At 63.3% G+C, this 26,346-nt stretch carries 26 protein-coding genes; 15 read left to right on the forward strand and 11 right to left on the reverse strand.

The annotated features are described in order from the left end of the window. Positions 1 to 8: 8 nt before the first annotated feature. The 10 genes from NDI72_RS13560 to NDI72_RS13605 all read right to left on the reverse strand — a co-directional run bounded on the left by NDI72_RS13560 (position 9) and on the right by NDI72_RS13605 (position 8,099). A complete protein-coding gene (locus NDI72_RS13560; protein WP_283800762.1) occupies positions 9 to 1,013 on the reverse strand; it encodes a linear amide C-N hydrolase in 1,005 nt (334 codons plus the stop codon). 201 nt (positions 1,014 to 1,214) lie between these two features. Next, a complete protein-coding gene (locus tag NDI72_RS13565; protein WP_113156865.1) occupies positions 1,215 to 1,610 on the reverse strand; it encodes a CBS domain-containing protein in 396 nt (131 codons plus the stop codon). Further along, positions 1,607 to 1,777, reverse strand: coding sequence for a (Na+)-NQR maturation NqrM (gene nqrM, locus NDI72_RS13570; RefSeq protein ID WP_113156866.1), 171 nt, complete (start codon positions 1,775 to 1,777; stop codon positions 1,607 to 1,609). The genes NDI72_RS13565 and nqrM overlap by 4 nt, the downstream gene beginning before the upstream one ends. A 9-nt stretch (positions 1,778 to 1,786) precedes the next feature. Then, entirely contained in the window at positions 1,787 to 2,764 is a 978-nt protein-coding gene (locus NDI72_RS13575; RefSeq protein ID WP_283800704.1) for an FAD:protein FMN transferase, read from the reverse strand. A 3-nt stretch (positions 2,765 to 2,767) separates the two neighbouring features. After that, positions 2,768 to 3,988, reverse strand: a complete 1,221-nt coding sequence (gene nqrF / locus NDI72_RS13580; RefSeq protein ID WP_283800705.1) for an NADH:ubiquinone reductase (Na(+)-transporting) subunit F — start codon at positions 3,986 to 3,988, stop codon at positions 2,768 to 2,770. Continuing rightward, complete coding sequence (nqrE, locus tag NDI72_RS13585) at positions 3,985 to 4,596, reverse strand: NADH:ubiquinone reductase (Na(+)-transporting) subunit E (RefSeq protein ID WP_113156870.1); 612 nt, start codon at positions 4,594 to 4,596, stop codon at positions 3,985 to 3,987. The genes nqrF and nqrE overlap by 4 nt, the downstream gene beginning before the upstream one ends. Beyond that, positions 4,593 to 5,258 (reverse strand): NADH:ubiquinone reductase (Na(+)-transporting) subunit D, encoded by a 666-nt coding sequence (locus tag NDI72_RS13590; protein ID WP_206544884.1) that lies wholly within the window; start codon positions 5,256 to 5,258, stop codon positions 4,593 to 4,595. The genes nqrE and NDI72_RS13590 overlap by 4 nt, the downstream gene beginning before the upstream one ends. Before the next feature lie 3 nt (positions 5,259 to 5,261). Further along, positions 5,262 to 6,062: an NADH:ubiquinone reductase (Na(+)-transporting) subunit C gene (gene nqrC, locus NDI72_RS13595; RefSeq protein ID WP_206548590.1), complete on the reverse strand. Its 801-nt coding sequence runs from the start codon at positions 6,060 to 6,062 to the stop codon at positions 5,262 to 5,264. Then, positions 6,055 to 6,831: an RnfABCDGE type electron transport complex subunit D gene (locus tag NDI72_RS13600; RefSeq protein WP_283800706.1), complete on the reverse strand. Its 777-nt coding sequence runs from the start codon at positions 6,829 to 6,831 to the stop codon at positions 6,055 to 6,057. Before NDI72_RS13600 ends, nqrC begins: the two co-directional genes overlap by 8 nt. Then, positions 6,828 to 8,099 (reverse strand): Na(+)-translocating NADH-quinone reductase subunit A, encoded by a 1,272-nt coding sequence (locus NDI72_RS13605; protein WP_283800707.1) that lies wholly within the window; start codon positions 8,097 to 8,099, stop codon positions 6,828 to 6,830. Before NDI72_RS13605 ends, NDI72_RS13600 begins: the two co-directional genes overlap by 4 nt. Positions 8,100 to 8,218: 119 nt before the next feature. Here NDI72_RS13605 and NDI72_RS13610 point away from each other — a divergent pair, with 119 nt between their 5' ends. The 14 genes from NDI72_RS13610 (at position 8,219) to NDI72_RS13675 (ending at position 23,595) form a co-directional block, all read left to right on the forward strand. Then, positions 8,219 to 9,418: a cytochrome C gene (locus NDI72_RS13610; protein WP_283800708.1), complete on the forward strand. Its 1,200-nt coding sequence runs from the start codon at positions 8,219 to 8,221 to the stop codon at positions 9,416 to 9,418. 120 nt (positions 9,419 to 9,538) lie between these two features. After that, positions 9,539 to 10,678, forward strand: coding sequence for a M20 aminoacylase family protein (locus NDI72_RS13615; protein WP_113156875.1), 1,140 nt, complete (start codon positions 9,539 to 9,541; stop codon positions 10,676 to 10,678). Further along, a complete protein-coding gene (locus NDI72_RS13620; protein WP_283800709.1) occupies positions 10,678 to 11,586 on the forward strand; it encodes a LysR family transcriptional regulator in 909 nt (302 codons plus the stop codon). The genes NDI72_RS13615 and NDI72_RS13620 overlap by 1 nt, the downstream gene beginning before the upstream one ends. Before the next feature lie 110 nt (positions 11,587 to 11,696). After that, positions 11,697 to 12,584: an NAD(P)-dependent oxidoreductase gene (locus NDI72_RS13625; protein ID WP_283800710.1), complete on the forward strand. Its 888-nt coding sequence runs from the start codon at positions 11,697 to 11,699 to the stop codon at positions 12,582 to 12,584. Then, positions 12,577 to 14,121 (forward strand): aldehyde dehydrogenase family protein, encoded by a 1,545-nt coding sequence (locus tag NDI72_RS13630; RefSeq protein WP_283800711.1) that lies wholly within the window; start codon positions 12,577 to 12,579, stop codon positions 14,119 to 14,121. Before NDI72_RS13625 ends, NDI72_RS13630 begins: the two co-directional genes overlap by 8 nt. 86 nt (positions 14,122 to 14,207) lie before the next feature. Beyond that, complete coding sequence (locus tag NDI72_RS13635; protein WP_283800712.1) at positions 14,208 to 15,032, forward strand: DUF3100 domain-containing protein; 825 nt, start codon at positions 14,208 to 14,210, stop codon at positions 15,030 to 15,032. 2 nt (positions 15,033 to 15,034) lie between these two features. After that, the gene (locus NDI72_RS13640; RefSeq protein ID WP_113156880.1) at positions 15,035 to 15,511 is read left to right on the forward strand and encodes a hypothetical protein; all 477 of its coding nucleotides are present in this window, start codon (positions 15,035 to 15,037) and stop codon (positions 15,509 to 15,511) included. 280 nt (positions 15,512 to 15,791) lie between these two features. After that, entirely contained in the window at positions 15,792 to 17,006 is a 1,215-nt protein-coding gene (locus NDI72_RS13645) for an ROK family transcriptional regulator (protein WP_283800713.1), read from the forward strand. Beyond that, a complete protein-coding gene (locus tag NDI72_RS13650; protein WP_283800714.1) occupies positions 17,003 to 18,262 on the forward strand; it encodes a M20 family metallopeptidase in 1,260 nt (419 codons plus the stop codon). Before NDI72_RS13645 ends, NDI72_RS13650 begins: the two co-directional genes overlap by 4 nt. 40 nt (positions 18,263 to 18,302) lie before the next feature. Then, entirely contained in the window at positions 18,303 to 19,361 is a 1,059-nt protein-coding gene (locus tag NDI72_RS13655; protein WP_283800715.1) for a substrate-binding domain-containing protein, read from the forward strand. A gap of 164 nt (positions 19,362 to 19,525) precedes the next feature. Next, positions 19,526 to 20,590, forward strand: a complete 1,065-nt coding sequence (locus NDI72_RS13660; RefSeq protein WP_245447825.1) for a substrate-binding domain-containing protein — start codon at positions 19,526 to 19,528, stop codon at positions 20,588 to 20,590. Positions 20,591 to 20,648: 58 nt separating this feature from the next. Continuing rightward, complete coding sequence (locus tag NDI72_RS13665; RefSeq protein WP_283800716.1) at positions 20,649 to 21,608, forward strand: ABC transporter permease; 960 nt, start codon at positions 20,649 to 20,651, stop codon at positions 21,606 to 21,608. A 22-nt stretch (positions 21,609 to 21,630) separates the two neighbouring features. Beyond that, positions 21,631 to 22,836 carry an alanine racemase gene (locus NDI72_RS13670; RefSeq protein ID WP_283800717.1) on the forward strand — a complete coding sequence of 402 codons (1,206 nt, stop codon included), beginning with the start codon at positions 21,631 to 21,633 and terminating at the stop codon, positions 22,834 to 22,836. A gap of 3 nt (positions 22,837 to 22,839) precedes the next feature. Further along, complete coding sequence (locus NDI72_RS13675) at positions 22,840 to 23,595, forward strand: ATP-binding cassette domain-containing protein (protein ID WP_206544875.1); 756 nt, start codon at positions 22,840 to 22,842, stop codon at positions 23,593 to 23,595. 67 nt (positions 23,596 to 23,662) lie between these two features. Here the strand turns inward: NDI72_RS13675 and NDI72_RS13680 are convergent, their stop codons facing one another. Next, positions 23,663 to 25,003 carry a sodium-dependent transporter gene (locus NDI72_RS13680; protein WP_283800718.1) on the reverse strand — a complete coding sequence of 447 codons (1,341 nt, stop codon included), beginning with the start codon at positions 25,001 to 25,003 and terminating at the stop codon, positions 23,663 to 23,665. A gap of 388 nt (positions 25,004 to 25,391) precedes the next feature. On the opposite strand from NDI72_RS13680, the gene NDI72_RS13685 reads away from it, so the two are divergent. Beyond that, positions 25,392 to 26,345: a DUF1403 family protein gene (locus tag NDI72_RS13685; RefSeq protein WP_283800719.1), complete on the forward strand. Its 954-nt coding sequence runs from the start codon at positions 25,392 to 25,394 to the stop codon at positions 26,343 to 26,345. Position 26,346: the final 1 nt, after the last annotated feature.

Consider the following 26,346-nt stretch of genomic DNA (forward strand, 5'->3'; position numbering starts at 1 on the left):
TCAGGCGGTTATTCGACGCCAAGGAAACGGAAGGGTTCGGCCTTCTGGAAATCCTCGTTGACGACGCCGGAATAGATGTTCGTCTGGTTCGGCCCGAGATCGAGCTTCATGACGCTGCCGGTTTCTTTCGAAAGATCCAGCTTGTTCATGTCGACCCAGAAGATGTTCGGGGTGAGCGCAGACTCGAAGAAGTAGAGCTTGCGCTCGTGATCGGCGACGGTGCGCCAGCGGGTCGAGGAAATGTTCGGCTGTTCGGGCGTGGAAATGCCGAAGGGAACCGAAGCATTGCGGATCACGCTGAAAGCGCTCGCGATGGTTTCGACCGCATTGTCCGTCTTCGGGATTGCGTTCACATAGAAGGAAGCGCGGGCGAAGCGGTCGGCTGCGCGGTTGGTGCCGGGCAGCATCACGGTGCCGCCAATCTGCTTCCAATACGCATTGAGCGCCAGCTGCTGATCGAAGGTCGGCGAATTGGTCATCACCTGATAGTCGCGGCTGTGGTGGATGACCTGCTTGCCGTCGATATATTCCACGATGGCGCTGTCGCCGCTCGCATCAGAGATCGAAAGATGAAGCGTTGCCAGCCGGGTTTCGCCGGGAACGTCTGCGGTGACGATGGTGTAGGGGTTTTTCTCCAGCGCCTCGACGGTTTCGGCAACCGTTGCGAAATTGTCGAGCACATACTGCGCCCATGCGCCAAGCGAGAGCGTGGGCGCATCGCCCTCAACCTTCGGGTATTCGGACTCGACCAGCCACAGAACATTGGCAACGAGACCTGCCTCGTTCATGCCATCCGTCGTGGAAACGTCGTAGCCGGACGTGATGACGCTGCCATATTTCGACGTCCACTGGATCGAGTTCGGGCCAGCTTCGCCGGAGCGCTCCATGCCGCGCGGAAACACCCAGATGTTGGAGCCGACATCGGTTTTCCAGTCCATGGAACGGGCAGTGATCACCTGATCGGCAGCACCCTGATAGACAAAGCGGGTGCAGGCCTCGGCCGAGGTGGGCATCAGAACGCTGCTTGCCACGAAAGCAACGACAAAAGCGATTATTCCAAGGATGATTGTCATAGAATCTCTCATTTCCGATAACTCCTCAGCCGAATAACGACTATACTGGAAACAAAACTATAAGATTCCGAAATGTTGTGCTTGTGACAGAGCGAAATAGTGTTTCGTCCTGTCTTCGCACATTTCCTCGAAGGATGAACTTCAGCCCAGCGCGACCAGCGCGGCCAGAACGTCCGAACGGCGCAACATGCCGACGAGGCGGGAGCCGTCGACAACGGGAAAGACCCGGTAGGGCTTTTCCAGAAAGGCTTCGGCAGCGCTCGTAAGATCGGTGGTCAGCGACAGGGTGACAACCTCGCTGCTCATATGATCGGCGACGGTGCCTTTCCATTCCTGATAATAGCTCGCATTGAGCGCAGGCCGAAAACAGTCTTTCTGCGTGACGATGCCCATGAGCGCACCGCTGTCGTCGACCACCGGGGCGGCAGCCGCATCGGCCTCGACAAGAAGCGCGACGGCGCGGCGGATCGGCATATCCGGTTTCAGAACCGGCATGTCCTTTTGCAGGATGGCTTCCAGGGTGGCGCCATTCGTCATTGCTGGCTCTCCTGCCGGCTACGGTTCGGGCAGCCCTCACAGGCGACATCTTTCAGGCAGGCCATGCCGCCGCAGGAGCCCTTCACGGGCCCACGCCCGGAAAACAGGCCGACGGCAAGGCCGGTTGCCGCGAGAAGAAAGATCGCCAGTGCGAGAAGGATCTCCATGCCCGTTCCTCAGATCAGGTGGCGGTCGAAACCGCCCGTGGTGACGGTCGAAAGTTGTGTGCCGTCCTGAAAGAGGAAAAGCGCTGCAATTCCGTTGCGCCGGGCGAGCGCGGGACCATCCGCATCCGCAGCGGTGAGCGCTGTGGCCCAGCCATCGGCCAGCATCGCGCTTTCAGCCAGAACCGAGACCGATGCAATCGTCCCGTCGACCGGCGCGGCATGGCGCGGGTCCATGATGTGGCTGTAGCGTCGTTCGCCGATCATATAGCTCTGCGCGCGCAGCCCCGACGTGGCGACCGCCATGCCGGAGGGCAGCCGAAGGCCGGCAACAGCGCCGATGGCGTCGGGGCGGGGATCTTCGATGGCGACCTGCCAGTCGCGTCCCGAAGGATGCTGGCCGAGCGCCTTGAGTTCGCCGCCAAGATCGACGAGGAAGTCGCTATGGCCCAGATCCGCCACGCGGCGCGCCACAAGGTCGAGCGCATGTCCCTTGGCGATCCCGCAAAGGTCCATGGTCAGGCCCGGCGCATCCTTGGCGAGACTGTTTTCCGTGGCCGCGAGCCCCTGCCAGCGCGGGGTCCTGTCGCCGCTGATCGGGCCGAACCCCCAGCGCGCGATAAGCGGACCGACGGTCGGGTCGAACCAGCCATCGCTCGCTCCGGCAATGCCGAGCGCAGCCCGCGCGACCAGCGCGGTCGCCGCCGAAACCGGCGTTTCTTTGGGAGCGCGGTTGAAGGCGCTGATCTCGCTGTCGTCCCGCCAGGGCGACATCTGCCGGTCGACCTGCGCAAGGAGCGCATCAACGGGCGCGCGCAGCGTCCCGGCATTGTTGCCGTCGGGCAGGGTGATACGCCACGCGCTTGCAAAGGCCCGGCCTTCAATTGTGCGCGTGGCCGGTTTTTCCATCGCCGCACGGGCCCCGCCTGCGGTTGCCAGTGTCGCGCCAGTCAGCGCCAGCATGTGGCGGCGGGTAAGGTTCAGACGCATCGTTCAGCCTCCGAAGTCGTCATTGTATATCATATGCGGCTCCACACCCAGTTTTGCGAGTGTGTTGAGCACTGCCGAGATCATCACCGGCGGGCCGCACAGATAGTATTCGCATTCCTCTGGCGCGGGGTGCCCGGCCAGCGTGGAACGCACCGTGTCGTGAATGAAGCCGGTCGCGCCGGTCCAGCGATCACCCGGTGCGGGATCGGAAAGGGCGGGCGTCCAGCGGAAGTTTGGATGCGCTTTTGCGATGGCGTCGAATTCCTCGACATAGAAGAGGTCCGCTGCCGAGCGCGCACCATAGAAGTAATGCATCTTGCGCTCAGTGCCGAGGCCGATCTGCTCGTGGATCATCGCGCGCAACGGGGCCATGCCCACGCCGCCACCGATGAAGACCATCTCGCGCTGCGTCGGCTGAACGTGGAAATCACCGAACGGGCCGGATGCTTCCACCCGGTCGCCGGGTTTCAGCGAGAAAAGCCAGGAAGAAACGATGCCCGGCGGAATATCCGTCTCGCGGCCGGCCGGCGGCACGGCCAAACGGATGTTGAACACCGCACGGCCCGCATCCTCTGGCCGATTGGCGATGGAGTAGGCGCGGGTAACAGACGTGTCGGAAACCGAGCGCATGTCAGGCCAGTCCGCAAGCCGCCATGTTTCACGGAACGCCTCGTCCACCTCCATGTCCTGAAAGTCGAGTTCATAGGGCGGCGCGGTGAGCTGCATGAAACCACCGGCCTGAAAGTCGAATGGCTGGCCTTCCGGCAGTTCCAGAACGAGTTCCCGGATGAGCGGGGCCAGCTGGCGATTGGAGACAACACGGCAGGTGAAGCCGGTCGCCCCCAGGAAGGCCTGCGGCACGGTAACGGCGCAGGAACCGCGCAGGGCGGTCTGGCAGGCAAGGCGCACATGCGCCTTGCGCTCCGCCGCTGAAAGAATGCCTTTTTCGGTCGCCTGCGGTTCGCCCGCGCCTTCGCCCTCCACGGTGACGCGGCACAGCCCGCATGTGCCCGAGCCGCCGCAGGCAGCGGGAATGCCGATGCCCGCGCCATGCAGCACACCAAGCAGCCGGTCGCCGCGTGCGGCCTCGATGGGCATGGTCTCGTTCACAGTGACCGTCAGCGCTTCCGCCGGAACCAGTTTGCGGCGTGTGGCCAGAAGCGCAAGCGTCAGCGCAACGATCAGTGCGACAATGATGACGGCGCCCAGAAGGATCTCGGTCATGACGCCACCATCTGCGCAAAGGCGGAAAAGCCGAGCGACATCATGCCGGCGATGATGAAGGTGATGCCAAGCCCCCGCAGCCCCTCCGGCAGGTTCGCATAGGAGAGCCGTGTGCGGATCGCGCCGAGCATGATCACGGCCACGGCAAAGCCCGTACCCGCTCCGAGCCCGAAGACGGTGGATTCCACGAAGTCGAAGTCACGCTCGACCATGAACAGGCTGCCGGCCAGGATCGCGCACTGCACGGTGAGCAGCGGCAGGAAAACACCGAATGACGCGTAAACCGCCGGGAAAAAGCGGTCGAGCACCATTTCGAGAAGCTGCACGGTCGCGGCGATCACACCGATGAAGGCGATCAGCGCGAGATAGGAAAGGTCGATGCCCGGCGAACCCGCCCAGGCCCATGCGCCCGGAGCGAGCAATGCATGATAGATCAGGTTGTTCAGCGGCACCGTGACGCCCAGAACGGCGATCATGGCAATGCCGAGCCCGACGGCCGATCCCGTGCGCCGAGAAAGCGCGATGAAGGTGCACAGACCGAGAAACAGCGTCAGCGGCATGTTGTCGACAAAGGCCGCGCGCAGGAAAAGGGCGGCAAGCTCGTTCATGCGCCATCCTCCCCGGTTTCCGGCGGCGTGAACTCACCGGCCTCCACCTGTTCGGGAAGAAGGCTGCGGATCGCCCAGACAAGGCCGCCCAGCAGGAAAAAGCCGGAGGGCGCAAGCAGCATCAGGTTGAGCGGCGTGAACCAGCCACCCTGATCGACCGTCGGCAGAAGCTGCCAGTCAAGCAGCGTTCCCGCGCCGAACAGTTCGCGCAGGCTGCCGATCAGCACCAGCACGAGCGAATAGCCAAGCCCGTTGCCCAGCGCGTCGATCATCGCGCGCCCCGGCGGATTGTGCCGGGCAAAGGATTCGGTGCGGCCGAGCACAAGACAGTTGGTGGTGATGAGGCTGACGAAAACGGAGAGCCGCTGGCTGATCTCGAACAGATAGGCCTGCAGCAACTGGTCGATGACGATGACCAGCGAGGCGACAATCACGATCTGGACGATGAGCCGGATAGAGGACGGAATGTGGTTCCGGATCACGCTGATAATGCCGGCGGACATGACCAGAACCGCCGTCAGCGAGGCCGACATGGTAAGCGCCGTCGCCACCGAAGTCGTGACCGCGAGCGCCGAGCAGATGCCAAGAATCTGCAGCGTTACCGGGTTCTGCCGGATCAGCGGTTCGGTGAATGTGGTCCAGAGGCGCGGCTGGCTCGACATGGCTCAGAATTCTCCGCGCCGGATTGCCGTCAACAACGGCGCATAACCATCGGGGCCAAGCCAGAACCGGACCATCCGCGTGATGGCGTTGGAGGTTCGCGTCGCGCCGGTGATCCCGTCGACCTCATATTCATTGCCGGCGCTGCCGCGCGCCACGGCGAAGCGAATGTCGCCGCGCGCATCGCTGATCTGCCTGCCGCTGAATTGCGCCAGCCAGGAGGGCTCCTCGATGCGCGCGCCGAGGCCCGGCGTTTCGGACTGGCCGGTAATCGCCATGCCCGCCACGGTGTTCATGTCGCCCTTGAGCGCGATGATCGCGTCAATCGGGCCGTTATAACCCGCACCGCTGATGGGCAGGAGGGCGAGCGAAATTGCCCCATTGGCATCGCGCAGGAGATAGATCTGGGCGTAGTCCGGGCGCTGACCGAGCCCGGCAAGATCCTCGCCGGCAGTGAGCGTCGTCCAGTTGGCGCTGTCTTCGAGCGCCGCAGGCAGCGTTTCCGGCGTCACCTCTTTTGCCGCCGCACCGCGTTCCAGATCGATCACCACCGTCGACAGTGCGCCACCTTCGGCGGACAGAAGGTCAGACATGCCGGGAATGCCCGCGATGAGGTTTTCCAGCCGCGCCTGCTGTTCCGCGGCGCGGTTTGCCGCCTGAATGGGGCGCAGCACGACCGTTGCCCCGCTCACCATCAGCGCGCATATGGCCGACACGAGAAAGGCGACGATCAGCGTCTTGGCGCGGCTTTCATTGGGCAGCGCCAGAAAGCGACGCCACAGGGCGATCGGGTTCAACTCAGCCATGACGTCTTCTCCTGCGCGCCGTCCAGAGCGCAATCGCAATCTCATCCAGAAGGGGTGCTGCCAGCGAGGCGAGCAGCGCTGCCGAAACGGCCACCTGCACCGGCGCTCCATGGCCCCAGCCAAACGCAAAGAGTGTCACCAGCGCGCCATAGAGCGCGCCGTTCAGCCAGCCGCCGGTGCGGGTGGAGGCGCTTGTCACCGGGTCCGTGACCAGAAGCGCCAGCACAATGCCGAATGCGGGCAGAACCGGTGCAATGGGCAGGCCTGCAAGCCATGCGATCAGGATGACCGCCAGTGCGCCGACGATCAGCCGGGCCGACATCACGCCAAGCAGCATGCCCAGCGCGAGCGCCGGTATGGCGGCCCAAGCGACCGGCAGGGCAAAGTCCGGCCATGGCGCGGCGGGAAAGCCAAAGCCCAGAAACGCGATGGTGACGGTCGCCGGGTTCAGGACATTCCGCCCCCAGCCGCCGAAAATGAGTTCCGCCATCACCGAGCCGAAGCTGATGCCCAGAACGAGCTGCAAAAGGCTGAGTTCCTGCGGCGCGAGCATGGCCACGGCCAGCCCTGTCAGCGCACCGGCAAAAGACGGGGGCTGTGCGCGCGCCAGCATGAAGATCACGTGCCAGAGGCCCGAGATCAGCAGCACGAACAACAGCCTTCCGACCGCTTCCGCACCACCGAACCACAGCCAGGTCAGCGCCATCGGCATCAGTGCGAGCAAGAGCAGCATTGCCACCATCTCGCGGTCCCAGAGCCCCCTCGTCACGCCGGCGCCTCCTCGGCTTCGATGCGGTTCAGGATGATGCGCAGCTGCTTTGACAGCCGGGGCCGGGCGCCCGTTGCATAATCTGAAAGGGCCAGATCCTCTTCGACCAGCGAAAGCGCTCCCAGCCGGACGGCCGTTTCTTCATCGCCAGACGCGATGGCCCGCAAAAGAGCGGCGGCAGGCATGTCGCCGCCCATGGCCTGATCGAGCGCGGCGGTGGGAATGACGTGCAAATGCCGCGCCGCTTTTCTGAGCGCGGTTCCGAACCAGTGGTGCTTCACCGCACCGGTCTCGCGTGGTGAAACCGTGACCTGCCGGTCCCGCGCGCCGAGCCAGTGTGCGGGGCGTCCGTCCAGCGCAGAACCGCTCAGAATTTCGTGCGCACCGGGCCGCACGACAGGCTGGCTGAGGCCGCGCAGATCCGCGCCATGCTGACAGCGCACAAGCCGCCTTTCGCGCAGCGCCGAACCGGTCACCGAAACAAGCCGCGTGCCGGGCAGAAGTCCGGTTGCAAGCAGCGCCCCGAGATCGGCTACATCCTCAGCCTCGATATCCCAGACGCGAATCTCCGGCGCGGCCGGTCGATGACGGTGGATCTGGATGCCGGCAAGGCCCTGCGGATGGTTGCGCCCGCAGGAAATGCGCGAGAGGCCGGCAGGCACTGCACCACCAAAGTGCTTGCCCGCTGGTTCGCAAAGAAACAGCCGGTCTTTCGTCAGTTGCGAAAGGGCTGCCAGCCCGCGCGAAAAATCTTCCTCGCGCCCCTCAAGGGCCAGCGATGGCGCAGGCGCGCCGGGTCGGCTGTCCACCGCCATGACGAAGATCGCGGCAGGGGCCTCGTCAGCGTGCGGCATGCGTCCGAACGGACGGCTGCGGAACATCCGCCACAGGCCGGAAGACTGGAGAAGCGCTCGCAGCGCATTGCCATCGACTTCCGCGTTTCCGGTCTCGAACAGATGACGCCCGCCATCGGGTTCATGAAAGAGAAGAAGCTGCGATAGCCGCCGCCCGGACTTCAGATCAAGCGAGGCGATTCGCCCGGCCATCGGCGCGACAAGCGCGATCTGCGGCGCGTTTCTCAGGCGCAGAAGCGGTTGCCCCTGCGCGACGAGTTCATCCTCGCCCACCAGCGCTTCAACGCGCAGTTCTTCACCGGGAGATGGCGTCAGCGCCGCCTCTTCGGTCAACACCTCAACAGGGTTTTCCGATTGCAGGGGCACCCGGTCATGCGGGAAAACGAGGCCTGCGGAGAAGGCCGGGCCGAACATGCTCCATCTCCGATGGATTTTCGACGTTGGACCGGCGTTTGAGGTTTGCCGGAATGCGTCGAACTGATTACCATTCTTTACGGCGACAGTTTAGAAACATACCGGCGGGGTGGAAAGCCATGTTTTTCAAAACGAAGAACTTAGTCACGACAACTATCGCCCTTGGCGCGTTTGTTTCTATTCTTTCGTTCGCCGCCGTGTCGCAGGAACAGGCGGCTCCCGCAAATTCCGAATCATCCGAGATCGAGGAAATCGAAAAGGCGCTTGCGCCCTATGTGATGCCCGAGTCCGGACCGTTCCGCCCCGATCAGATCGAGATCGCCAACAAGGCCGCGATAGCCGCCTGGGCGCGCTCGGCTCATGCGGATGCGCGTTCAGAGTCTTTCTCGCACTGGAACGAAGACGGGGCCATCCCGCCAAATTGCGCGACCTGCCATTCGGGCGAAGGGTTCCGCGCCTTTCACGGTCTTGATGGAAGCGCACCCGGCCTGCCGGAAAACCCCATCCCCACGGGCGGCGTTGTGGACTGCGAAACCTGCCACAATCCGGGCCTTTCCGCGATCAAGGAAGTCAAGCTTCCAAGCGGTCTGTCGCATCCAGTCGCACCGGGCGAGGCCTCCTGCATCACCTGCCATCAGGGCCGCGCGGCTGGCGTCACCGTTGCCACTGCGGTGGGCAAAAAGGATGAGGACACGCCGGACAAGGAACTGCGTTTCATCAACCCGCATTACGCAGTGGCTGCGTCCATGTGGCTCGGCGGCTATGCCGCATCCGGCTATCACTATCCGGGGAAGGAATATTCCGGCCGCTTCTTCCATGCACGTCCGGTTTCCACCTGCGTTTCCTGCCATGAACCGCACACGCTGGAAGTGTCGGAACAGACCTGCATGACCTGCCATGAAAACGCGGCTCTGGACGATATTCGCCTGTCGCGCGCGAGTTTCGATGGCAGCGGCGATGTTAAAAAAGGCATCCGCGCCGACATCGCAGCCAATGCCGACCGGCTGAAGGGCCTGATGACCGCCTACGCAGCCGAAGTCGCCGGCGCGCCGATGATCTATGACGGCCATCGCTATCCCTATTTCTTTGCAGACATGAACGGAGACGGGCGGATCGACGAGGCCGATGGAAGGGCGGTTGGCTATAACGCCTGGACCCCGCGTCTTTTGAAGGCCACCTATAACTGGAAATTCGTCACCGCCGACCCCGGCGCATTTGCGCACAACCCGCATTATGCGCTCGAGCTTCTCTATGATTCCATCGAGGATCTCGCCGGCGCGCTGGGGCAGGACATGACGGCCTGGAACCTTCAGCGGTAACCGAACAAGGCGGGTCTGAGGACCCGCCGCGTTCTTGACAAGCGACCGTTCCTCTTACACGAGCTTTCCGATACGCCACCCTCCATGGTGGCCGGCAAAGAGTTCGGAAAGGGTAGGAACATGTTCGACAGCGCTCACATCGCCGAGGCCGTTGCCTGGCGTCACGACCTGCATCGTCACCCCGAATTGGGGTTTCAGGAAGAGCGCACGTCGAAACTGATAGCCGGGTTGTTGCAGGGCTGGGGCTGGCAGGTGCACACCGGTCTGGCTGAGACCGGCGTGGTTGCGCGGCTTGGCGAAGGCGGGCCTTCGATCGGCCTGCGCGCCGATATCGACGCCCTGCCAATTGAGGAAGCCACGGGCCTCGAATACGCTTCGACCCATCCGGGAAAGATGCATGCCTGCGGGCATGACGGCCACACCGCCATGCTGCTTCTGGCTGCACGCCAGATCGCAGCCGAGGGCGTGAAGGACGGAAATGTCACGCTGATTTTCCAACCGGCGGAGGAAAATGACGGCGGTGCGCGGGTGATGATCGAGGAGGGGCTTTTTGGCAAATTCCCCTGCGACACGGTGTTCGGCATTCACAACTGGCCGGGTCTTGCGCCCGGTCGGCTGGTCGCCCGCGACAGCGAGATGATGGCCGCATTCGCCATCTTCGAAATCGTGATCGAGGGGCGCGGTGGTCACGCCGCCATGCCAGAGCAGAGCGACGGTGTGGTGGCTGCGGCAGCGCGGATGGCGGCGGCTCTTCAGGAATTGCCTGCACGCCGCCTGTCACCGCTGGTGCCGGGCGTTGTGTCGGTAACGCAGATCCACACCGGTTCCGCCTTCAATGTCTGCCCGGACCGTGCGGTTGTCAGCGGCACGGCCCGCTGGTTCCAGCCGGAGGCCGGTGACGAGATCGAAAAGCGGCTGAGCGAAGTGGTGCAGGGCGTTGCCGCCGCCCATGGCTGCCGCGCCCGCGTCGATTACCAGCGGCGCTATCCAGCGACGATCAACAGCGCCGCCGAGGCGGCTCTCGTGCGCCGCGTCGGGGACACGATGGGGCTCGATACGGGCGAGACCGGGCCGAGCATGGCGTCCGAGGATTTCGCTTTCATGCTCAACGAGAAGCCGGGTGCCTATATCTGGCTGGGCGCTGCGCGCGAGGGCGACAATCCCGGCCTGCACTCGCCCCATTTCAACTTCAATGATGACGTGCTGCCGACCGGTTCGGAATTCTGGGTGCGGCTCGTGCGGCAGGCGCTGGCCGCCTGATGGACGCGCTGGACAGCCGTTTCCTGCGCGAATTTCTGATCGTCGCCCGTGAGGGTTCGATCCGTCGCGCAGCCGAACGGCTGAACATCGCGCCCTCGGCGATCAGCCGCAAGCTGGCCGAGGTGGAGGCGCGGCTGGGCGTGGCGCTGGTGGCGCGCAGCGCACAGGGCATCACGCTCACGGATGCCGGGCGTCTGGTGCGCGAACATGCGCTGGTCCAGCAGGACGAACAGACCTTTCTGCTCGACCAGATCGGCAAGTTTCGCGAGGCCGGCGGCCAGGTGGTGCGGATCGCGGTTGGCGAAGGCTTCGCCGCCGATCTCATGCAGAACGGCCTGGCCCCGCTTGGCGCACGCCACCCGCATCTGCGTTTCCGCATCGATCTTGCCGGAACCGAAGAGATCCAGCGCCGCGTGGTCGAGGGCGAGGTTGATCTGGGCATTGCCTACAATCCCGTGCCGACCGAGGCCACGCGCTCCGTCGCCTTTGCGCGTCAACCACTCTGCGCTGTCGTGCCCGTCGGCTCGCCGCTGGCGGCGCGCGAACACATCCCGCTGGCCGAGATGCTTGTCGAGCCTCTGGCCATGCTCGATGCGCGTCACGGCATCCGCACGCTGGTCGCGCGGGCGGCAAGCGATCTGGGACTGGCGCTGCGTCCGCAGGTGGAAACCTCCTCCATCGCGGCGCTGATCCGCTATGTGGGCGCAGGCATGGGTGGCACATTTCTTCCCCGCTTCTCCGCCTCCATTCAGGCCGAGCGCGGCGAGGTCGCCATTGTCGATCTTGATGAAGAGAGCCTGCAGCATGTCAGCGCGCATCTGATGGTGCGCGCCCGCCGGCGACTGCCGCAATCGGCGGCTGTGACCGTCGATTATCTGGCTGCGCAAATGGTCGCCTTTCGCGATTAGATCGCCGTTCAGTGTTGCGATAATCGCAACACAACGTGCCTGTTTACGGGGCTACTCAACAACACGCTGTCACCGCAATGTCATGAAAGCCAAATGAAACGGGAGGTATCATGACGCAGTCGGTCGGTGTGATCGGTCTTGGAGCAATGGGAATGGGCATGGCCCGGTCCCTGTCCGCCGCAGGCTTTTCAGTTGCAGCCTATGATCTTTCCGCAGAAGCCATGGCCCGCGCTGCCGAAACCGGCATCGTCACCCATGAGACGCCCGCAGCGGTGATCGCGGCAAGCGACGCCATCGTGCTTTCGCTGCCTCTGGCGAGCCATGTCGAGGCGACCGTCGAGGCGGGGCTGGCGGCAGGCGCATTCAGCGAGCCGAAAATCATCATCGATACGTCCACCTCCGAGGCGGCGGTGAGCCGCCGGCTTGCCACAAGGCTTGCAGACCTGGGCCATGGCTTTCTCGATGCACCGGTGAGCGGTGGTCCCCAGGGAGCAGCAAGCGGCGCATTGTCCGTGATGCTCGGGGGCGATGAACAATGGGTCGCAAGGGCGCAGCCGGTTCTGGATGCGATTGCCGCCAAGGTGATCCATGTCGGGCCGAGCGGCGCCGGCAACATCGCCAAGCTCGTGAACAACATGCTGGTCGCCTGTCACATGCTGACCACGGCTGAAGGCCTGCGCCTTGCCGAAGCTTCCGGCCTGCCGGCGGAAGACGCGATACGCGTCATCAACAGCGCCACGGGCCGCAGCGCGCTGAGCGAGATTCATTTCCCCAACTGGGTTCTGAGCGGCAGCTTCGACAGCGGGTTCTCCGCCGGGCTGATGCGCAAGGATGTGCGGCTGGCGCTCGAACTGGCGCAGGAAAGCGGTTGCGCCATGCCGGTGTCAGAGCTGGTCGCCAGCCTCTGGTCCGAGGAGAATTCGGGCGTTTCCGACAATCAGGATTTCATGCTGCTTGGCCGCGTTGAGGCCGGGACGAAAGAGAAGACGAATGGCTGACGACATGATCCCCGCAACCGATACGCGCGCCGAAGTCGCACACTTGCTGACCGGGCTTCTGGGCAGCGCCGACGTGCAGAACCATGTGGGCGGACAGCTGATGCCGGGCGATGGCGAAACGCTGGCGCTCACCGACCCCGCGACCGGCCGGGTTTTCGCCGAGTTCCCGGATGCCGGTGCGGCGGTTGTCGATGCCGCCGCCGAGGCGGCCATCGCGGCGCAGCGCGAATGGTGGGGCAAGACGGCCTCCGAGCGCGGGCGCATCATGTTCGAGATTGCGCGCCAGATTCGCGCGCATGCCGAGCCGCTTTCGCGCCTTGAAGCGATTTCCGCCGGGCGACCGATCCGCGATGCAGCCGGTGAGCCGGCCCGCATGGCCGAGATGTTCGAATATTATGCGGGCTGGTGCGACAAGATCACCGGCGATGTAATCCCCGTGCCTTCGAGCCATCTGAATTACACGCGTCACGAACCCATCGGCGTCGTGACGCAGATCACCCCCTGGAATGCTCCGCTCTTCACCTGCTGCTGGCAGGTTGCACCGGCGATCTGCGCCGGCAATGCGGTCATGCTGAAGCCTTCCGAGCTGACGCCGCTCAGCTCGCTCGTCATCGCCGCGCTGTGCGTGAAGGCGGGAGCGCCGAAGGGGCTTGTCAACGTGATTGCGGGGCAGGGGCCGACCGCAGGCCAGAAGATGATCGAGCATCCGGCAACGGGTCTGGTGGTCTTTGTCGGCTCGGCCACGGGCGGCGCAGCCATCGCGTCCGCAGCCGCGCGCCGCCTCATACCGTCCATCCTGGAACTGGGCGGCAAGTCCGCCAACATCGTCTTCGGCGATGCGGATATCGACCGCGCCGTTGTCGGCGCGCAGGCGGCAATCTTTGCTGCGTGCGGCCAGAGCTGCGTGGCCGGCTCGCGCCTTCTGGTGCATCGCAGCGTGCATGCCGAGCTCGTCGGCAAGCTGGCGGAAGCGAGCGCGCGCATCCCGGTCGGCATGCCGCTCGACATGGCAACGCAGATCGGCCCGGTCAACAATGCCCGCCAGTGGGACAAGGTCGACGGTATGGTGCGCACTGCCGTTTCCGAAGGCGCACAGCTGGCCACCGGTGGCGGCAGGCCGGAAGCCCTCGGAGAGAGCGGCGGCTTCTTCTACGCTCCGACGATCCTGGACGGCGTGTCCCGCGACATGGAAATCGCGCGTGAAGAGGTGTTCGGACCCGTCCTCTCCGTTCTCTCCTTCGACGACGAAGAAGAGGCTGTGGCGCTCGCCAACGACACGCCATACGGGCTCGCAGGCGCAGTCTGGACGCGCGATGTGGGGCGTGCGCACCGGGTTGCGGCGAAAGTTCGCGCTGGCACATTCTGGATCAACAGCTACAAGACCATCAACGTCATGTCGCCCTTCGGCGGCTTTGGCCAGTCGGGCTACGGGCGCTCTTCCGGTCGGGAAGCGCTCGCCGCTTACACGACAACGAAATCTGTCTGGGTCGAAACCGCAGCCGACCCGACCATCGGCTTCGGTTACGCGCCGGGCTGAATCGTATGGGCGGCCCCCTCGGGCCGCCTTTTGTTCCATCCGGGGCCGCAGAAAGAACGGCCCCCGGATCATGAGAGGGGATCTCTATGGAGAAGACGAAAGATATTCTTTTCGACTGGCGCCTTCATTTGAGCGTGCTGGTCATCACCGTCATTGCGGAGGCCGTCGGGGTCATCGCAGTGCCCATTGGCATCGGCTCGATCCTGCTTCTGCCGCTGCTCTACGCCTTCGTGATGGGGCTGATTCTCAACCCCAATGTGATCAGCAAGATGAAGGGCTGGATGGGGCAGCGCGAGGTTCGCGCAGCATCACCGCTGATCGTGATCGCGATCATGCCATTCATCGCCAAATTCGGCACGATCATCGGACCGTCGATGGAGAAGATCATCGCCGCCGGTCCGGCGCTGATCCTGCAGGAGCTGGGCAATCTGGGCACCATTCTGCTCGCCTTCCCGATCGCCGTTCTGCTGCTCGGCATGGGGCGCGAAGCGGTTGGCGCAACCTTCTCCGTCGCGCGTGAGCCGAACATCGCGATCATCGCCGACAAATACGGCCTGAAGTCCCCCGAAGGCGCGGGCGTCATGGGCGTCTATGTGATCGGAACGCTGTTCGGCACCTTCATCTTTGCCATTCTGGCTTCGCTTCTGGCGACGTCGGGCTGGTTCAGCATCGAGGCGCTGGCCATGGCCTGCGGCATCGGCTCGGGCTCCATGATGGCCGCCTGTTCCGGCGCGCTGACCTATGCCGTGCCGGCAATGGAGGAGCAGATCCTCGCTCTGGCCGGGGCCAGTAACGTGCTGACCTACGCAACCGGTCTTTACCTCTGCATCTTCGTCGCCCTGCCAGTGACCGAGAAGCTTTATGACCTTCTGGGCCGCAAAGAGCCCGCCACCAACAACGCCGGAGAATGATCATGAGCACTGCTGAACTCCCCGTTGATTACGAAGCCGAGGCGAAGCCGGATCTGGCAGAACACGCTGTTCTGCTGCTCGTTGTTTCCCTCGTTGCGCTGGTGGGCAACACGGTCGCGACAGACGCAACCGTCCTGCAGGGGCTGGCCGGACTGGCCGTCCTTTACGTGATCGCCATGGTGGGCCTCGTCCTGACCTATGTGGTGCCGCTCAAGCTGCCATCCGTTGCGTGGATCTCGCTCGTCGGCATTCTGGTGACCCTGCCATGGACACCGGGCAGCGCCTGGGTGCTCGACAAGGTGAGCCATGTGAACTTCCTCACGCTCGCCACGCCCTGTCTGGCCTATGCCGGTATCGCCATCACCAACCGCGAAATCAGCATCGCCAAGTCGTCCGGCTGGAAGATCTTCATCGTGGCGGTCTTCGTGATGACCGGCACCTATGTCGGGTCGGCCATCATCGCAGACCTGTTCCTTTGACCAGCGCCCTGCGGCCGGTGCCCTGAGGGCAAAGCGGCCGCAGGAATACAATACGAGAGCGGCTTTCGAGCGCCGGAATGGCCCTCGGAAGCCGTTCTCTTTTTGTCGCTCGGCATGAGCGGATGAACCCTCCTTTATTTCAATGTGATCGACGCGCTTCCCAAAGCACCTTCCAGTCTTGCGCGGGGCTTCGCGGAAGGCCGTTTCGATCATTTCATTTGACGGCATTTTTAAAACAACTTAATAAGTTCGGTAACAGAACGAACTAAAAGAAGACGCCGTGAACGAAGCTCCGCGCATCTCCCGTCAATTCTCCCTCTGCATGGTCATGGAGGCGATCGTTCATTGCGGTCCGATCTCCCGCGCCAGCATCGCCAAGCAGACCGGTCTCTCCAAACAGACGATTTCCGAGATCGCCCGTCAGCTCGAGGAAGATGGCTGGATACGCGAGACGGGGCGCACCACGGGGCATGTCGGGCGCAGCGCGGTCACATATGAGATCGTTCCGGATGCGGCCTGCATCGCAACCGTCGATCTGGGCGGCACCAAAGTGCGTGCGGCCATTGCCGACCTGTCGTGCCAGGTGCTCGCGGAAGTGACGGAACCGACCGATGAACGCGGCGGCATTCATGTGATCCGCCAGATGGCGCGTCTCTGCCGCGAGGCCGCCGATCTCAACAACATCGCTTACGAAAAAATGCGCATGGCCGTGGTCGGCGTCCCGGGCGCTCCCGATCAGGAAAAAGGGCGCATCGCGATGTCGCCCAATGTGACGGGCTTCGACACACTTGATGTCAGAGCGACGCTTGCAGGCGAACTCGGCGTCGAGGTTATTCTGGAGAACGACGTCAATCTCGCAGCCATTGGCGAGCACTGGATCGGCAGCGTCGCCGGCGTCGATGATCTTGCCTATATCGCGATCGGCACGGGCATTGGCGCAGGCCTCATGGTCGGTGGCGAACTGGTGCGCGGTTTCGGGAACGCAGCCGGCGAGCTTGGCTTCCTGCCCTTTGGCACCGACCCGTTCGAGGCGGAATCGCTGCAGGTCGGCGCTCTGGAACGTGTAACCGCAACGGTCGGCATTCGCAGGCGCTACAAGGAATTGTCCGGCACTGAACTCGACGTTCCCGGCATTTTCGATGCCCTGCAGGCGGGTGACGCGCACGCCGTAAAGGTGCTCGACGAGACCGCCCGCTATGTGGCGCGCGCGGTGGCGGCAATCTGTGCCATCACCAATCCGGGCAAGGTCGTTCTCGGCGGTTCCATTGGCAGCCGCATGGAGCTTGTCGAACGTGTGCGCGAACTTCTGCCGCTGTGCTTCCCGTCTCCGGTGGAACTCGATGTTTCCGAGCTAGGCGCGCGCGTTGCCATCGTTGGCGGCGCAGCCGTCGGGCTGACGCATCTTCACGCCACGCTTTTCTCCGGTGGCATCCCCGGCGCGGAAATCACGCTGCCGCCGGCCCGCGTTGTGAAACTGGTGGAGGCAGCGCAATGACAGGCGGCAACACGCTTCAGGAGAGGCTGAAGAGCGCTCTGGACGCCGATGCGGCGGTGGCGCTGCTCAAAGGCGCGATCACACGCGAGAGCGTGACCGGCAACGAAGCGAACTTCGTGTCCTACCTTCAGGAGCAGATGCAGACGCTCGGTCTTGCACCGCAATCTGCCGACTTTCTTCCCGGTCGCCCGAATGTATGGGGAGCGCGCAAGGGCCGCGGCGAAGGTCCACGCCTTCTCTTCATCGGGCACACGGACACGGTTCACGTGCGCGGCTGGGCCGAACACTGGAAAGGCACCGAGCGCGAAGACCCGTTTTCGGGCGCCGTCATCGATGGCGAGATCTGGGGCAGGGGCTCCGGCGATCTGAAGGCCGGCATCACCGCTTCGCTTTCGGCCCTCGCACTTCTCGACCGCGCCGGCATCAAGCTCAAAGGCGATGTCGCCTACGCCTTTGTCGGCGACGAGGAAAGCGGCGAACCCGACACGGGCGTGAGCGCCGGCATCAAGGATCTGACGCAGCGTTTTGAAAGCGGTGAGATCGAGAAGCCGGATTTCGCTGTCTATGTCGAGCCGACACAGCTTTCCATCTTTCCCGCCCAAATGGGCTTTTTCATCGCGGATGTGACGATCACCGGCAAATCGGCCTATTTCGGCGTGCCCGAAGAAGGCGTCGATGCGCTGAAGGCCACGCATCGGGTTCTCGAAGCAATCTGGCGGCACTCCGACGCCATTGGCGCGCGCGCCAGCCATCCGCTCGTCGGCAGGGCCTTCGCTCTCGTAACGGGCATCGAAGGCGGCGGTTACATCGCGGTTCCGGGCGAATGCCGCTTCTCGCTGATCCGCAAGCTTCTGCCCGGCGAGGCGCTGGACGATGCCGTCGGTGAACTCGAAAGCGTGATCAACGAAGCGATCTCCGGCACCGGCACCACCGTGGCGGTCAACTATCCCGCCGGGCGTGACCATCCCCATGGCGGCTCGCCCACCGAGGTCGATCCCGAGCGGGCCGACATTCAGGCGCTTGCCGCTTCGATGAACGGTGCGCTTCCCGGGCGCGGCGCGATTGCGGGCGCGCCTTACTGGTCGGAAGCGCCGTTCCTGATCGAGCGGCTCGGCTGTCCAACGGTCTATTGCGCGCCGGGCGACATCACGAATTGCCACACTTTCGAAGAGCGGGTGAGCGTGGAGGAATACCTCGCCGGCATCGTCGGGTTCGCCAGTTTCATCGCCGGCTATTGCGGCACTCAAAACGCATAAACGCCCAAAAGGGCAAAGCAAAGGGGAAGAGGAGAACACAATGTCTATCGTCAATCTGCTTCGCGCAGCATCTTTGTCTGCGCTACTCGCTGCCGGTGCGGCTCACGCACAGACCGTTGGCCCGCAGGGCGAAACCGCCACGCCGTCCGGTGAGATATCCGTGCCCGACGACAGGGTGGATGCACTCAAGAACGGCAAGCATCGCGCGGCCCTTCTCTGGCACGACCAGTCCGATTTCGTGAACGCCGTCACCGCCGGCGCAAGCGATGAGTTCGCGCGGCTCGGCATCGAAGTCGTCGCCACCACCAGCGCCGGTTTCGACGCAGCCAAGCAGCGCAGCGACATCGAGACCGCCATGGTCAAGTCGCCCGACATCATCCTGTCCCTGCCGCTCGATCCGGTAACCTCGGCAGCCGCATTCGAAGAAGCGAAGGAAAAGGGCGTAAAGCTCGTTTTCCTGTCGAACCTGCCGAAGGACTATGTGCACGGCACGGACTATGCGGCGGTCGTGACGGACGATCTGTTCCAAATGGGCAAACAGGCTGCCGACGCGCTGGCAAAGGCGATGGACAGCAAGGGCACGGTCGGCTGGATCTACCATGATGCCGATTACTACGTGACCAACCAGCGCGACAACGCATTCAAGACCACCATCGAGAACGACTATCCGGATATGAAGATCGTTGCCGAACAGGGCATCAGCGACCCTGCGCGCGCCGAGGAAATCGCCAACGCGATGCTGCTGAAAAACCCGGATCTGGGCGGCGTTTTCGTCACCTGGGCAGGGCCGGCCGAGGGTGTTCTCGCGGCGTTGCGCGCCAATGACAACAAAACCACCAAGATTGTCACGCTCGACCTGAGCGAGCCCGTGGCGCTCGACATGGTGCGCGGCGGCAATGTCACGGCCATCGTTGCGGACGAAGCCTATGAGCTTGGCCGCGCCATGGCTGCGACCGGCGCGCTTGCCATTCTGGGCGAGGAAACGCCCGCCTTCATCGTCGCACCCGCCGTCACCGCGACCGCCGACAATGTGGGTGAGGCCTGGCAGCAGTCGCTGCACGTCGATGCGCCGAAAAGCGTAATGCAGGCCGGAAAATAAGATCAGCGGGCCAATGGTCGGGGGGCCGGCCCGCACAGAGCATCGGACCGAGAAGTCGAGCCCCGTTTTCGGTTCGATGCTCCATTCAAAAGCCCGGATCGGCCTTTGTGCGTCTCAATGGACGCAGCGATCCGGAATCTCGCCGAAATCTCGGAGGAAATGAAATGAAACTCAGGGCTTTGCTTGCCGCGATGCCGCTTCTCGCAACCAGTGCGACGATGGCCTTTGCCGAACAGCCAAAGACTGTCGGCCCGAACGGTGAAGCGCCGACGCCGGCCGCCTCGCTCACACTGAGCGACGCGGACATCGAGACCATCAAGTCCGGTGGCCACACGGCGGCGCTCGTCTGGCACGAGCTTTATGACTGGTCCAACGCCGTTGCCCAGGGTGCGAAGGATGAGTTCGCCCGGCTTGGCATCGAGATCGTTGCCGAAACCGATGCCGGGTTCGACACGGCCCGTCAGAAGGCCGATGTCGAGACGGTGATGGCCCGCGAACCGTCGATCATCGTGTCGCTGCCCATAGATCCGCCGACGGCGAAATCGGTCTACGGTGTCGCGCGCGATGCCGGTGTCAAACTCGTGTTCATCGACAATGCGGTTGAGGGCTTCACCCATGGTGAGGACTACACCACCGTGGTGTCGGCCGATCTCTTCCAGATCGGCAACAAGGCCGCAATCGCCCTTGCCGAAGCCATGGGGGGCAAGGGCAAGGTCGGCTACATGTTCCATGATGCGGATTTCCCGGTCACGAACCAGCGCGATGGCGCGTTCAAATGGACCATCGAGAACGATTATCCGGAAATCGAGATCGTCATCGAGTCCGGCATGACGGACCCGGCAAACGCCGAGAACATCGCAAGCGCGATGCTCTCCCGCAATCCCGATCTCGACGGCATCTACACGCCCTGGGCCGAGCCCGCTCTTGGTGTTCTGTCCGTTCTTCGCCAGCAGTCCAATGACCACACGAGAGTGGTCACGATCGACCTGAACGAACCGGCTGCGCTCGACATGCTGAAGGGCGGCAACATCGCGGCGATTGTTGCCGATGAAGCCTACCAGATCGGCGTCACGGCGGCGCGTGCGGCGGCCGCTGGCCTTCTCGACAAGCCGGTCGAGCCGTTCCTCGTCGTGGATGCGCTCAGCGTCGGCTCCGACAATGTCGTCGATGGCTGGATGCAGTCCATGAACCGGCAGCCCCCGGAAACGGTCAAGGCAGCCGCCCGGTAATCGTCCCGGCAGGCCGTTTCGGCGGCCTGCCAGTCAGCACAGTTTTCAGAGACATCACATGTTCCAGCGCACTCCCGCGATTGCCAGAAAGTTCGATCTGCAAGGCAGTGTCATCTATCTGGGTTTCATTGCGATCTTCCTCTTCTTCGCGGTCACGCTTGCAGATGACGGCTTCCTGACAACCAGGAACCTCTCGAACATCGTGCTTCAGACCGCGCCCGCGACGATCATGGCCATCGGCCTCGTCTTCGCGCTGTCGGCAGGCGAGATCGATCTTTCCTTCGGCTCCATCGTTGCCGTTGCCGCACTTTCCGGCGCCGTGGTGATGCAGGAGCACTCCATGTTCCTCGGCATTCTTGCCGGGCTGGGAGCCGGTCTCGCCATCGGCTGGATCAACGGAGTTCTGGTGGCCTATCTGCGCCTGCCATCCTTCCTGGTGACACTGGCGACCATGGGCCTGTTTGCCGGCGTTGCACGCTCCATGACGGATCTGCGCTCCATTCCCGTGCTCAACGACACGTTTGCAGGCTTGTTCGGCTCAGGAACGCTCTTCGGCATTCCGTCGCTTGTTCTGTGGACACTCGGCGCAGTGATCGTGGGCCATCTGGTCTATCGCGAAAGCCGTTTCGGCGCGCATGTGATCGCGACCGGCGACAATCCGCGCGCCGCACAGGTCTCCGGCATCAAGGTGCCGCGCATCCGGCTTGCGGTTCTGATGATCAGCGGCGGCTGCGCCGGCCTTGCCGGCCTCCTTTACGCAGGGCGGCTTCAGGCAGCCAAATACACGCTTGGAGAAAGCGATCTCATGACGGTGATCGCGGCCGTGATCGTCGGCGGAACCGCGCTCAATGGCGGCAAGGGGTCGATCATCGGCGCTCTCGTCGGCTCGCTTCTGATGGGCATGCTCAACAATGGGCTCATTCTGATGGGGCTTGCGGTTTCCGATCAGATGATCGTGCGTGGACTGATCATCCTCCTGGCCGTCGCCATTTCCCTGCGGGACACGACCCGCGCCTGACCCGAATTTCTGGAGAGATCTCATGTTTCTCGATGTTCTGAGACGCCGCAACCCGGCCTTCATCGAAGCGGCCATCCGCCTCCATCAGGAAGGCAGGATTCCTGCCAATGCCTATGTTCTCGATCTCGATGCGGTCGAGGACAACGCCCGTCACTTCCGCGCAGCAGCCGACAGGCACAGCCTCAAGGTCTTCGCGATGACCAAGCAGGTTGGCCGCAACAGCGGCTTCTGCAAGGCAGTCATGCGCGGCGGCATTTACCGCGCCGTGGCGGTCGATATGGCATGCGCCGTCGCCTGCGACCGGGCCGGTCTGAAAACCGGGCATCTGGGCCACCTCGTTCAGGTGCCGCGTCACGAGGCTCCCATGGCCGCCTCCCATCTCGCCCCCGATTACTGGACGGTTTTCAGCCGCGAGAAGGCGCAGGAAGCAGCACAGGCGGCAAAGCGTGCCGGGCGCACGCAGTCGCTCCTTGCGCGCATCCACACGCAGAGAGACACGTTCTACCGCGGACATGAGGGTGGTTTCCCGGCAGAGGAAATTGCCGAAGTGGCCGCGATGATGGATGCGCTCGACGGTGCGCAATTCGCCGGTCTCACCACGTTTCCCGCACTCCTTTACGATCAGGAGAAGAAGAAGGTTCTGCCCACACACAACCTCACCACGCTGGCGCGTGCGGCGGAAGCTCTGGCAAAGGCCGGACGCAGCGACATCGAGGTCAATGCGCCGGGCACCACCTCGTCCATCGTTCTGGACATTCTTGCCGAGGCCGGTGCCACGCAATGTGAGCCGGGCAATGGCCTGCACGGCACCACGCCGCTGCATGCAATCGAGGATCTGCCTGAGCAGCCCGCCGTACTCTACCTCTCCGAGGTTTCGCATCTGCACCAGCAGCGGGCTTACTGTTTCGGCGGCGGTCTCTACATCGATCCGGTCTTCCCGGATTACGATGTTCAGGCAATCGTTTCCGGCACCCCCACCGTGGCGCAGAACGCCATTGCGAGCGTTGAAATCCCGCCGCCCTCGGCAATCGATTATTACGGCATGATCGACACGACGGGTTCGGCGAAACCCAAACCGGGCGACAGCGTCGTGTTTGGCTTCCGCGGTCAGGCTTTTGTCACCCGTGCCTTCACGGTCGGCGTTTCCGGCATTTCAAAGGGCGATCCAAGGGTCGAGACCATCGAAAATCCGTTTGGCGTCGTGCAGGACTGGCCGGAGCTGAGGTAAATCATGACCGCACATTCCGAAAAAGAAGCCGGCCCCGTTCTGGAGCTTGAGAACATTCACAAGGCGTTCGGTGGCGTCGTCGCCATCGAAAACTTCTCGCTGGACCTGAAAGCCGGCGAGATCGTCGCGCTCGTGGGTGACAATGGTGCAGGCAAGTCGACCCTGATCAAGATCATCTCCGGCGTACACGCCCCCACTTCGGGTACGATCCGGCTGGATGGCGAAGCGGTCAGCTTTTCCGATGCCAGCCAGGCGCGCTCGAGCGGTATCGAGGTGGTCTATCAGGATCTCGCCCTTGCCGATCAGCAGCCTGTCTACATGAACCTGTTCCTCGGACGCGAGAAGGTCCGCAAGCCCTTCGGCCTTCTGGACCGTCAGGGGATGATGCAGGAGACGCAGGCGCTGGTGGACGAGCTGGATGTGCGCATCCCCTCGGCGAGCGCAACGATCCGCGATCTTTCTGGCGGTCAGCGTCAGGGCGTTGCCATTGCCCGCGCCACACATTGGGCGTCCAAGCTCATCCTGCTTGATGAGCCGACGGCCGCGCTGGGCGTTGCCGAAACCGCCAAGGTGGAACAGATCGTGCAGTCGTTGCGCGAGCGCAATCTCGCGATCCTGATCATCAGCCACAGTCTGGATCAGGTGTTCCGTCTGTCGGACCGGATCTGCGTGCTGCGGCGCGGCGTTCAGATCGGCATTCGCGAAACCGCGAAGACCGACAAGAACGAAATCGTTTCGATGATTACCGGTCTCGCATAGAGGCCGTCTGGCCGGCGGGGAGCATGCCTTGCACAACCCCGCCAGCCTTTCCCGTTAAGGAGCGTCTCTAAATAAGGCCGAGCCCGTTCACCAGGATCAGAACGATGGCAAGCGGCGCGACATAGCGGATGATGAAGTGCCATGCGTTGACCAGAACCGGCGCAATTGCCGAGCCATCAACCAGTTCCGCGACGGCCGTGCGCCTGAGCGTCCAGCCCACGAAGATCGCAACCAGAAGACCGCCGAGCGGCATGGTGATGTTGTTCGTGAAGAAGTCGAGCGCATCGAGCAGGCTCTTGCCCCCGATCGTGTAGCCCGACCAGATGCCGAGGCTCAGCGAGGCGGGTACGGCCAGCGCGAAGGTGACCACGCCGATGATCAGCGCCACCTTGCGGCGGTTCGCTTCGCCTTCATCCACGAAATACACGATCACCACTTCCAGAAGCGCGACTGCGCTTGTCAGCGCCGCAATGGCGAGGAGAAAGAAGAACAGCGCGGAGAACAGAGCGCCGAAAGGCATCTGTGCGAAGATCGAGGGTAAAGTGATGAATGTCAGGCCGGGGCCAGCCGAAGGCGTTGCGCCGAAGGCGAAGACCGCCGGCAGGATCACAAGCCCGGCCAGCACGGCGACCGCCGCATCGAGAAGCGTTACCGCCACTGCGGATGTGGCGATGTCGTCATGCCGGTTCAGATAGGAGCCGTAGGTGATCATCGCGCCCATGCCGAGGGAGAGGGAGAAAAACGCTTGTCCGAGAGCCGCCAGAAGCGTGTCCCAGGTGACCTTGGAGAAGTCGGGTTTCAGGAAGAAGGCTAACCCTTCGCCCGCACCTTCCAGCGTCAGCGAACGGAACACGAGAACGAGAAGAATGAGGAAGAGAGCCGGCATCAGAAAGCGCGCCGCGCGCTCAATGCCGCTTGCAACACCGCCCAGCGCAACGAATACGGTAAGCGCGATAAACACGGCCGTATAATACACCGGTTCCAGCGGATCCGTGATGAAGGCGTTGAAGGTGCTTCCAACCTGATCGAGATCGGATACGAGGATCGATCCGGTGATCGACTTGACAGTGTAGGCAAGCGTCCAGCCTGCAATCACGCAATAGAAGGAGAGGATCAGGAAAGCGGTCAGAATGCCCATATAGCCGACCAGCGGCCACGCGCCGCCCGCCAGTTTCTTGAATGCCCCTGCGGGATCTAACTGCGTCGAGCGCCCGATAATGAGCTCTGCGACGAGGAGCGACAGGCCGATGGAAAACACCATCGCCAGATAGATGAGAAGAAACGCTCCGCCCCCGTTTTCACCAGTAATGTAAGGAAAACGCCAGATATTGCCGAGGCCGACAGCCGAGCCGGCCGCTGCCAGGATGAACCCCATTCTTGAGGTCCAGTGTTCGCGATTATGTGCCATTTGATTTTTCAACGAATGAGTTAAATGAATACGGTCCTGCCGAAGAGGGCGGCATCTGAAACCATGTGTCGCCAGAGAGATCGCTCCCTGCCGATGCCAAGTGCGGTTGCGGCGAACACCATAAAAGGCGCATTCCAGAGGTCATCGACCGGCTCTTCCTGCAGCAGGGATTTCACACTACGGCTGGGCGTTCGTCAGGTTTCGTTTAGCGCCAAAACGGCGTTTACAGCCCAATTCCGGCAGCTGCATAATCACATTGGCCGTCAGTTGGCAACAATCGCTGATCTGAGAAGGCGCTTGGCGCGCCTGATCGCAAAGTTGTCGATAGCTGCGGCGCTTATGTTGCTCATCGATTGAATGAAGCGCCGTGCTCGCACAAGCTGAAAACATGATTCGACCCGCCCCCCTGCGCACACAGACAGCTGCGGACACACCGCCGGGCGTTTGCGCGCCCCGCATTCCCGACTGGTTGCGCCGGGCTGCAAAGGCGCCAGCCTTTCCGAATATGGAGTTCGCGGCAGGGGCCGCACTGGGCGCGCTCGACATGCTTGTGCGTGGCGACATGGCCGCGGCGCAGGCATGGCGCTGCCGTCTTGCGCTTCGGGCTGCCGCCATCTCATGTCAGCGCGTCCGGCGGCCGGAAGATGAAACAGCCCTGCGCGATGCGCTGGCCCTGACCCGGCCAGGCGATGATGTCGGCCCCGCCGGCCGCATCCTACTTGCCTGGCGGATGCTGGTTTCCAGACCCTCCGTCGCGCTTGCCAGCGAGGAAACGCTCCGCGCAATGGTCGAGGCCTGCGGATACGGTGCGGAGGGCCGCATTGCCGACCTGCGTGAGATGATGCTGGAAGCGGGAGAGGAGGGGCATGATGCAATCGCTGCCGCCGAACGGCTTTTCCTCTCGGTTCGTCGCCTCTTTCCGGAATTCGAAACGGTGATCGCACCGCTCCTTTGCGATGCGGTCGTGGCGCGCGCGCTTGGCTGGTCCCATGCCGTTCCCCTGTTTCTGCTTGCCGCAGAGGCGGGTGCAGCGCAAGCTGATCCCACCATGCTGCGCGCCATGATAGCCCGGCGCTATGCCCGTGCTGCGCTCGACGCAGTCGATCTGGCCATCACGCTCGAACGCCGGGCAGGCCAGCTCCTGCAGGTCGCGCCGAAACTGCGGGCAAAGGGCGCACAGCCGGTGGTGCAGGCGTTTCTGGAAGACGACGCCGTTGGCTCTTCCAGCCACTTCCCCGGTATGAGCGACCGCGGACTCCGCCGCCTCTACACCCGGCTCGTCTCGCTTGGCGCGGTGCGCGAGCTGACCGGCCGCGACAGCTTCCGCATTTACGGATTGTGAT

The organism is Nitratireductor sp. GZWM139, from assembly GCF_030068685.1.
In the GTDB taxonomy this organism is placed as follows: domain Bacteria; phylum Pseudomonadota; class Alphaproteobacteria; order Rhizobiales; family Rhizobiaceae; genus Nitratireductor; species Nitratireductor aquimarinus.

Excerpts from the sequence above, each read along its gene's own strand:
- NDI72_RS13560 (WP_283800762.1), bottom strand. The coding sequence starts at position 1,013 with ATGCCCACCTCGGCCGAGGCCTGCACCCGCTTTGTCTATCAGGGTGCT.
- NDI72_RS13565 (WP_113156865.1), bottom strand. The coding sequence starts at position 1,610 with ATGACGAATGGCGCCACCCTGGAAGCCATCCTGCAAAAGGACATGCCG.
- nqrM (WP_113156866.1), bottom strand. The coding sequence starts at position 1,777 with ATGGAGATCCTTCTCGCACTGGCGATCTTTCTTCTCGCGGCAACCGGC.
- NDI72_RS13575 (WP_283800704.1), bottom strand. The coding sequence starts at position 2,764 with ATGCGTCTGAACCTTACCCGCCGCCACATGCTGGCGCTGACTGGCGCG.
- nqrF (WP_283800705.1), bottom strand. The coding sequence starts at position 3,988 with ATGACCGAGATCCTTCTGGGCGCCGTCATCATTGTCGCACTGATCGTT.
- nqrE (WP_113156870.1), bottom strand. The coding sequence starts at position 4,596 with ATGAACGAGCTTGCCGCCCTTTTCCTGCGCGCGGCCTTTGTCGACAAC.
- NDI72_RS13590 (WP_206544884.1), bottom strand. The coding sequence starts at position 5,258 with ATGTCGAGCCAGCCGCGCCTCTGGACCACATTCACCGAACCGCTGATC.
- nqrC (WP_206548590.1), bottom strand. The coding sequence starts at position 6,062 with ATGGCTGAGTTGAACCCGATCGCCCTGTGGCGTCGCTTTCTGGCGCTG.
- NDI72_RS13605 (WP_283800707.1), bottom strand. The coding sequence starts at position 8,099 with ATGTTCGGCCCGGCCTTCTCCGCAGGCCTCGTTTTCCCGCATGACCGG.
- NDI72_RS13610 (WP_283800708.1), top strand. The coding sequence starts at position 8,219 with ATGTTTTTCAAAACGAAGAACTTAGTCACGACAACTATCGCCCTTGGC.
- NDI72_RS13615 (WP_113156875.1), top strand. The coding sequence starts at position 9,539 with ATGTTCGACAGCGCTCACATCGCCGAGGCCGTTGCCTGGCGTCACGAC.
- NDI72_RS13620 (WP_283800709.1), top strand. The coding sequence starts at position 10,678 with ATGGACGCGCTGGACAGCCGTTTCCTGCGCGAATTTCTGATCGTCGCC.
- NDI72_RS13625 (WP_283800710.1), top strand. The coding sequence starts at position 11,697 with ATGACGCAGTCGGTCGGTGTGATCGGTCTTGGAGCAATGGGAATGGGC.
- NDI72_RS13630 (WP_283800711.1), top strand. The coding sequence starts at position 12,577 with ATGGCTGACGACATGATCCCCGCAACCGATACGCGCGCCGAAGTCGCA.
- NDI72_RS13635 (WP_283800712.1), top strand. The coding sequence starts at position 14,208 with ATGGAGAAGACGAAAGATATTCTTTTCGACTGGCGCCTTCATTTGAGC.
- NDI72_RS13640 (WP_113156880.1), top strand. The coding sequence starts at position 15,035 with ATGAGCACTGCTGAACTCCCCGTTGATTACGAAGCCGAGGCGAAGCCG.
- NDI72_RS13650 (WP_283800714.1), top strand. The coding sequence starts at position 17,003 with ATGACAGGCGGCAACACGCTTCAGGAGAGGCTGAAGAGCGCTCTGGAC.
- NDI72_RS13655 (WP_283800715.1), top strand. The coding sequence starts at position 18,303 with ATGTCTATCGTCAATCTGCTTCGCGCAGCATCTTTGTCTGCGCTACTC.
- NDI72_RS13660 (WP_245447825.1), top strand. The coding sequence starts at position 19,526 with ATGAAACTCAGGGCTTTGCTTGCCGCGATGCCGCTTCTCGCAACCAGT.
- NDI72_RS13665 (WP_283800716.1), top strand. The coding sequence starts at position 20,649 with ATGTTCCAGCGCACTCCCGCGATTGCCAGAAAGTTCGATCTGCAAGGC.
- NDI72_RS13670 (WP_283800717.1), top strand. The coding sequence starts at position 21,631 with ATGTTTCTCGATGTTCTGAGACGCCGCAACCCGGCCTTCATCGAAGCG.
- NDI72_RS13675 (WP_206544875.1), top strand. The coding sequence starts at position 22,840 with ATGACCGCACATTCCGAAAAAGAAGCCGGCCCCGTTCTGGAGCTTGAG.
- NDI72_RS13680 (WP_283800718.1), bottom strand. The coding sequence starts at position 25,003 with ATGGCACATAATCGCGAACACTGGACCTCAAGAATGGGGTTCATCCTG.
- NDI72_RS13685 (WP_283800719.1), top strand. The coding sequence starts at position 25,392 with ATGATTCGACCCGCCCCCCTGCGCACACAGACAGCTGCGGACACACCG.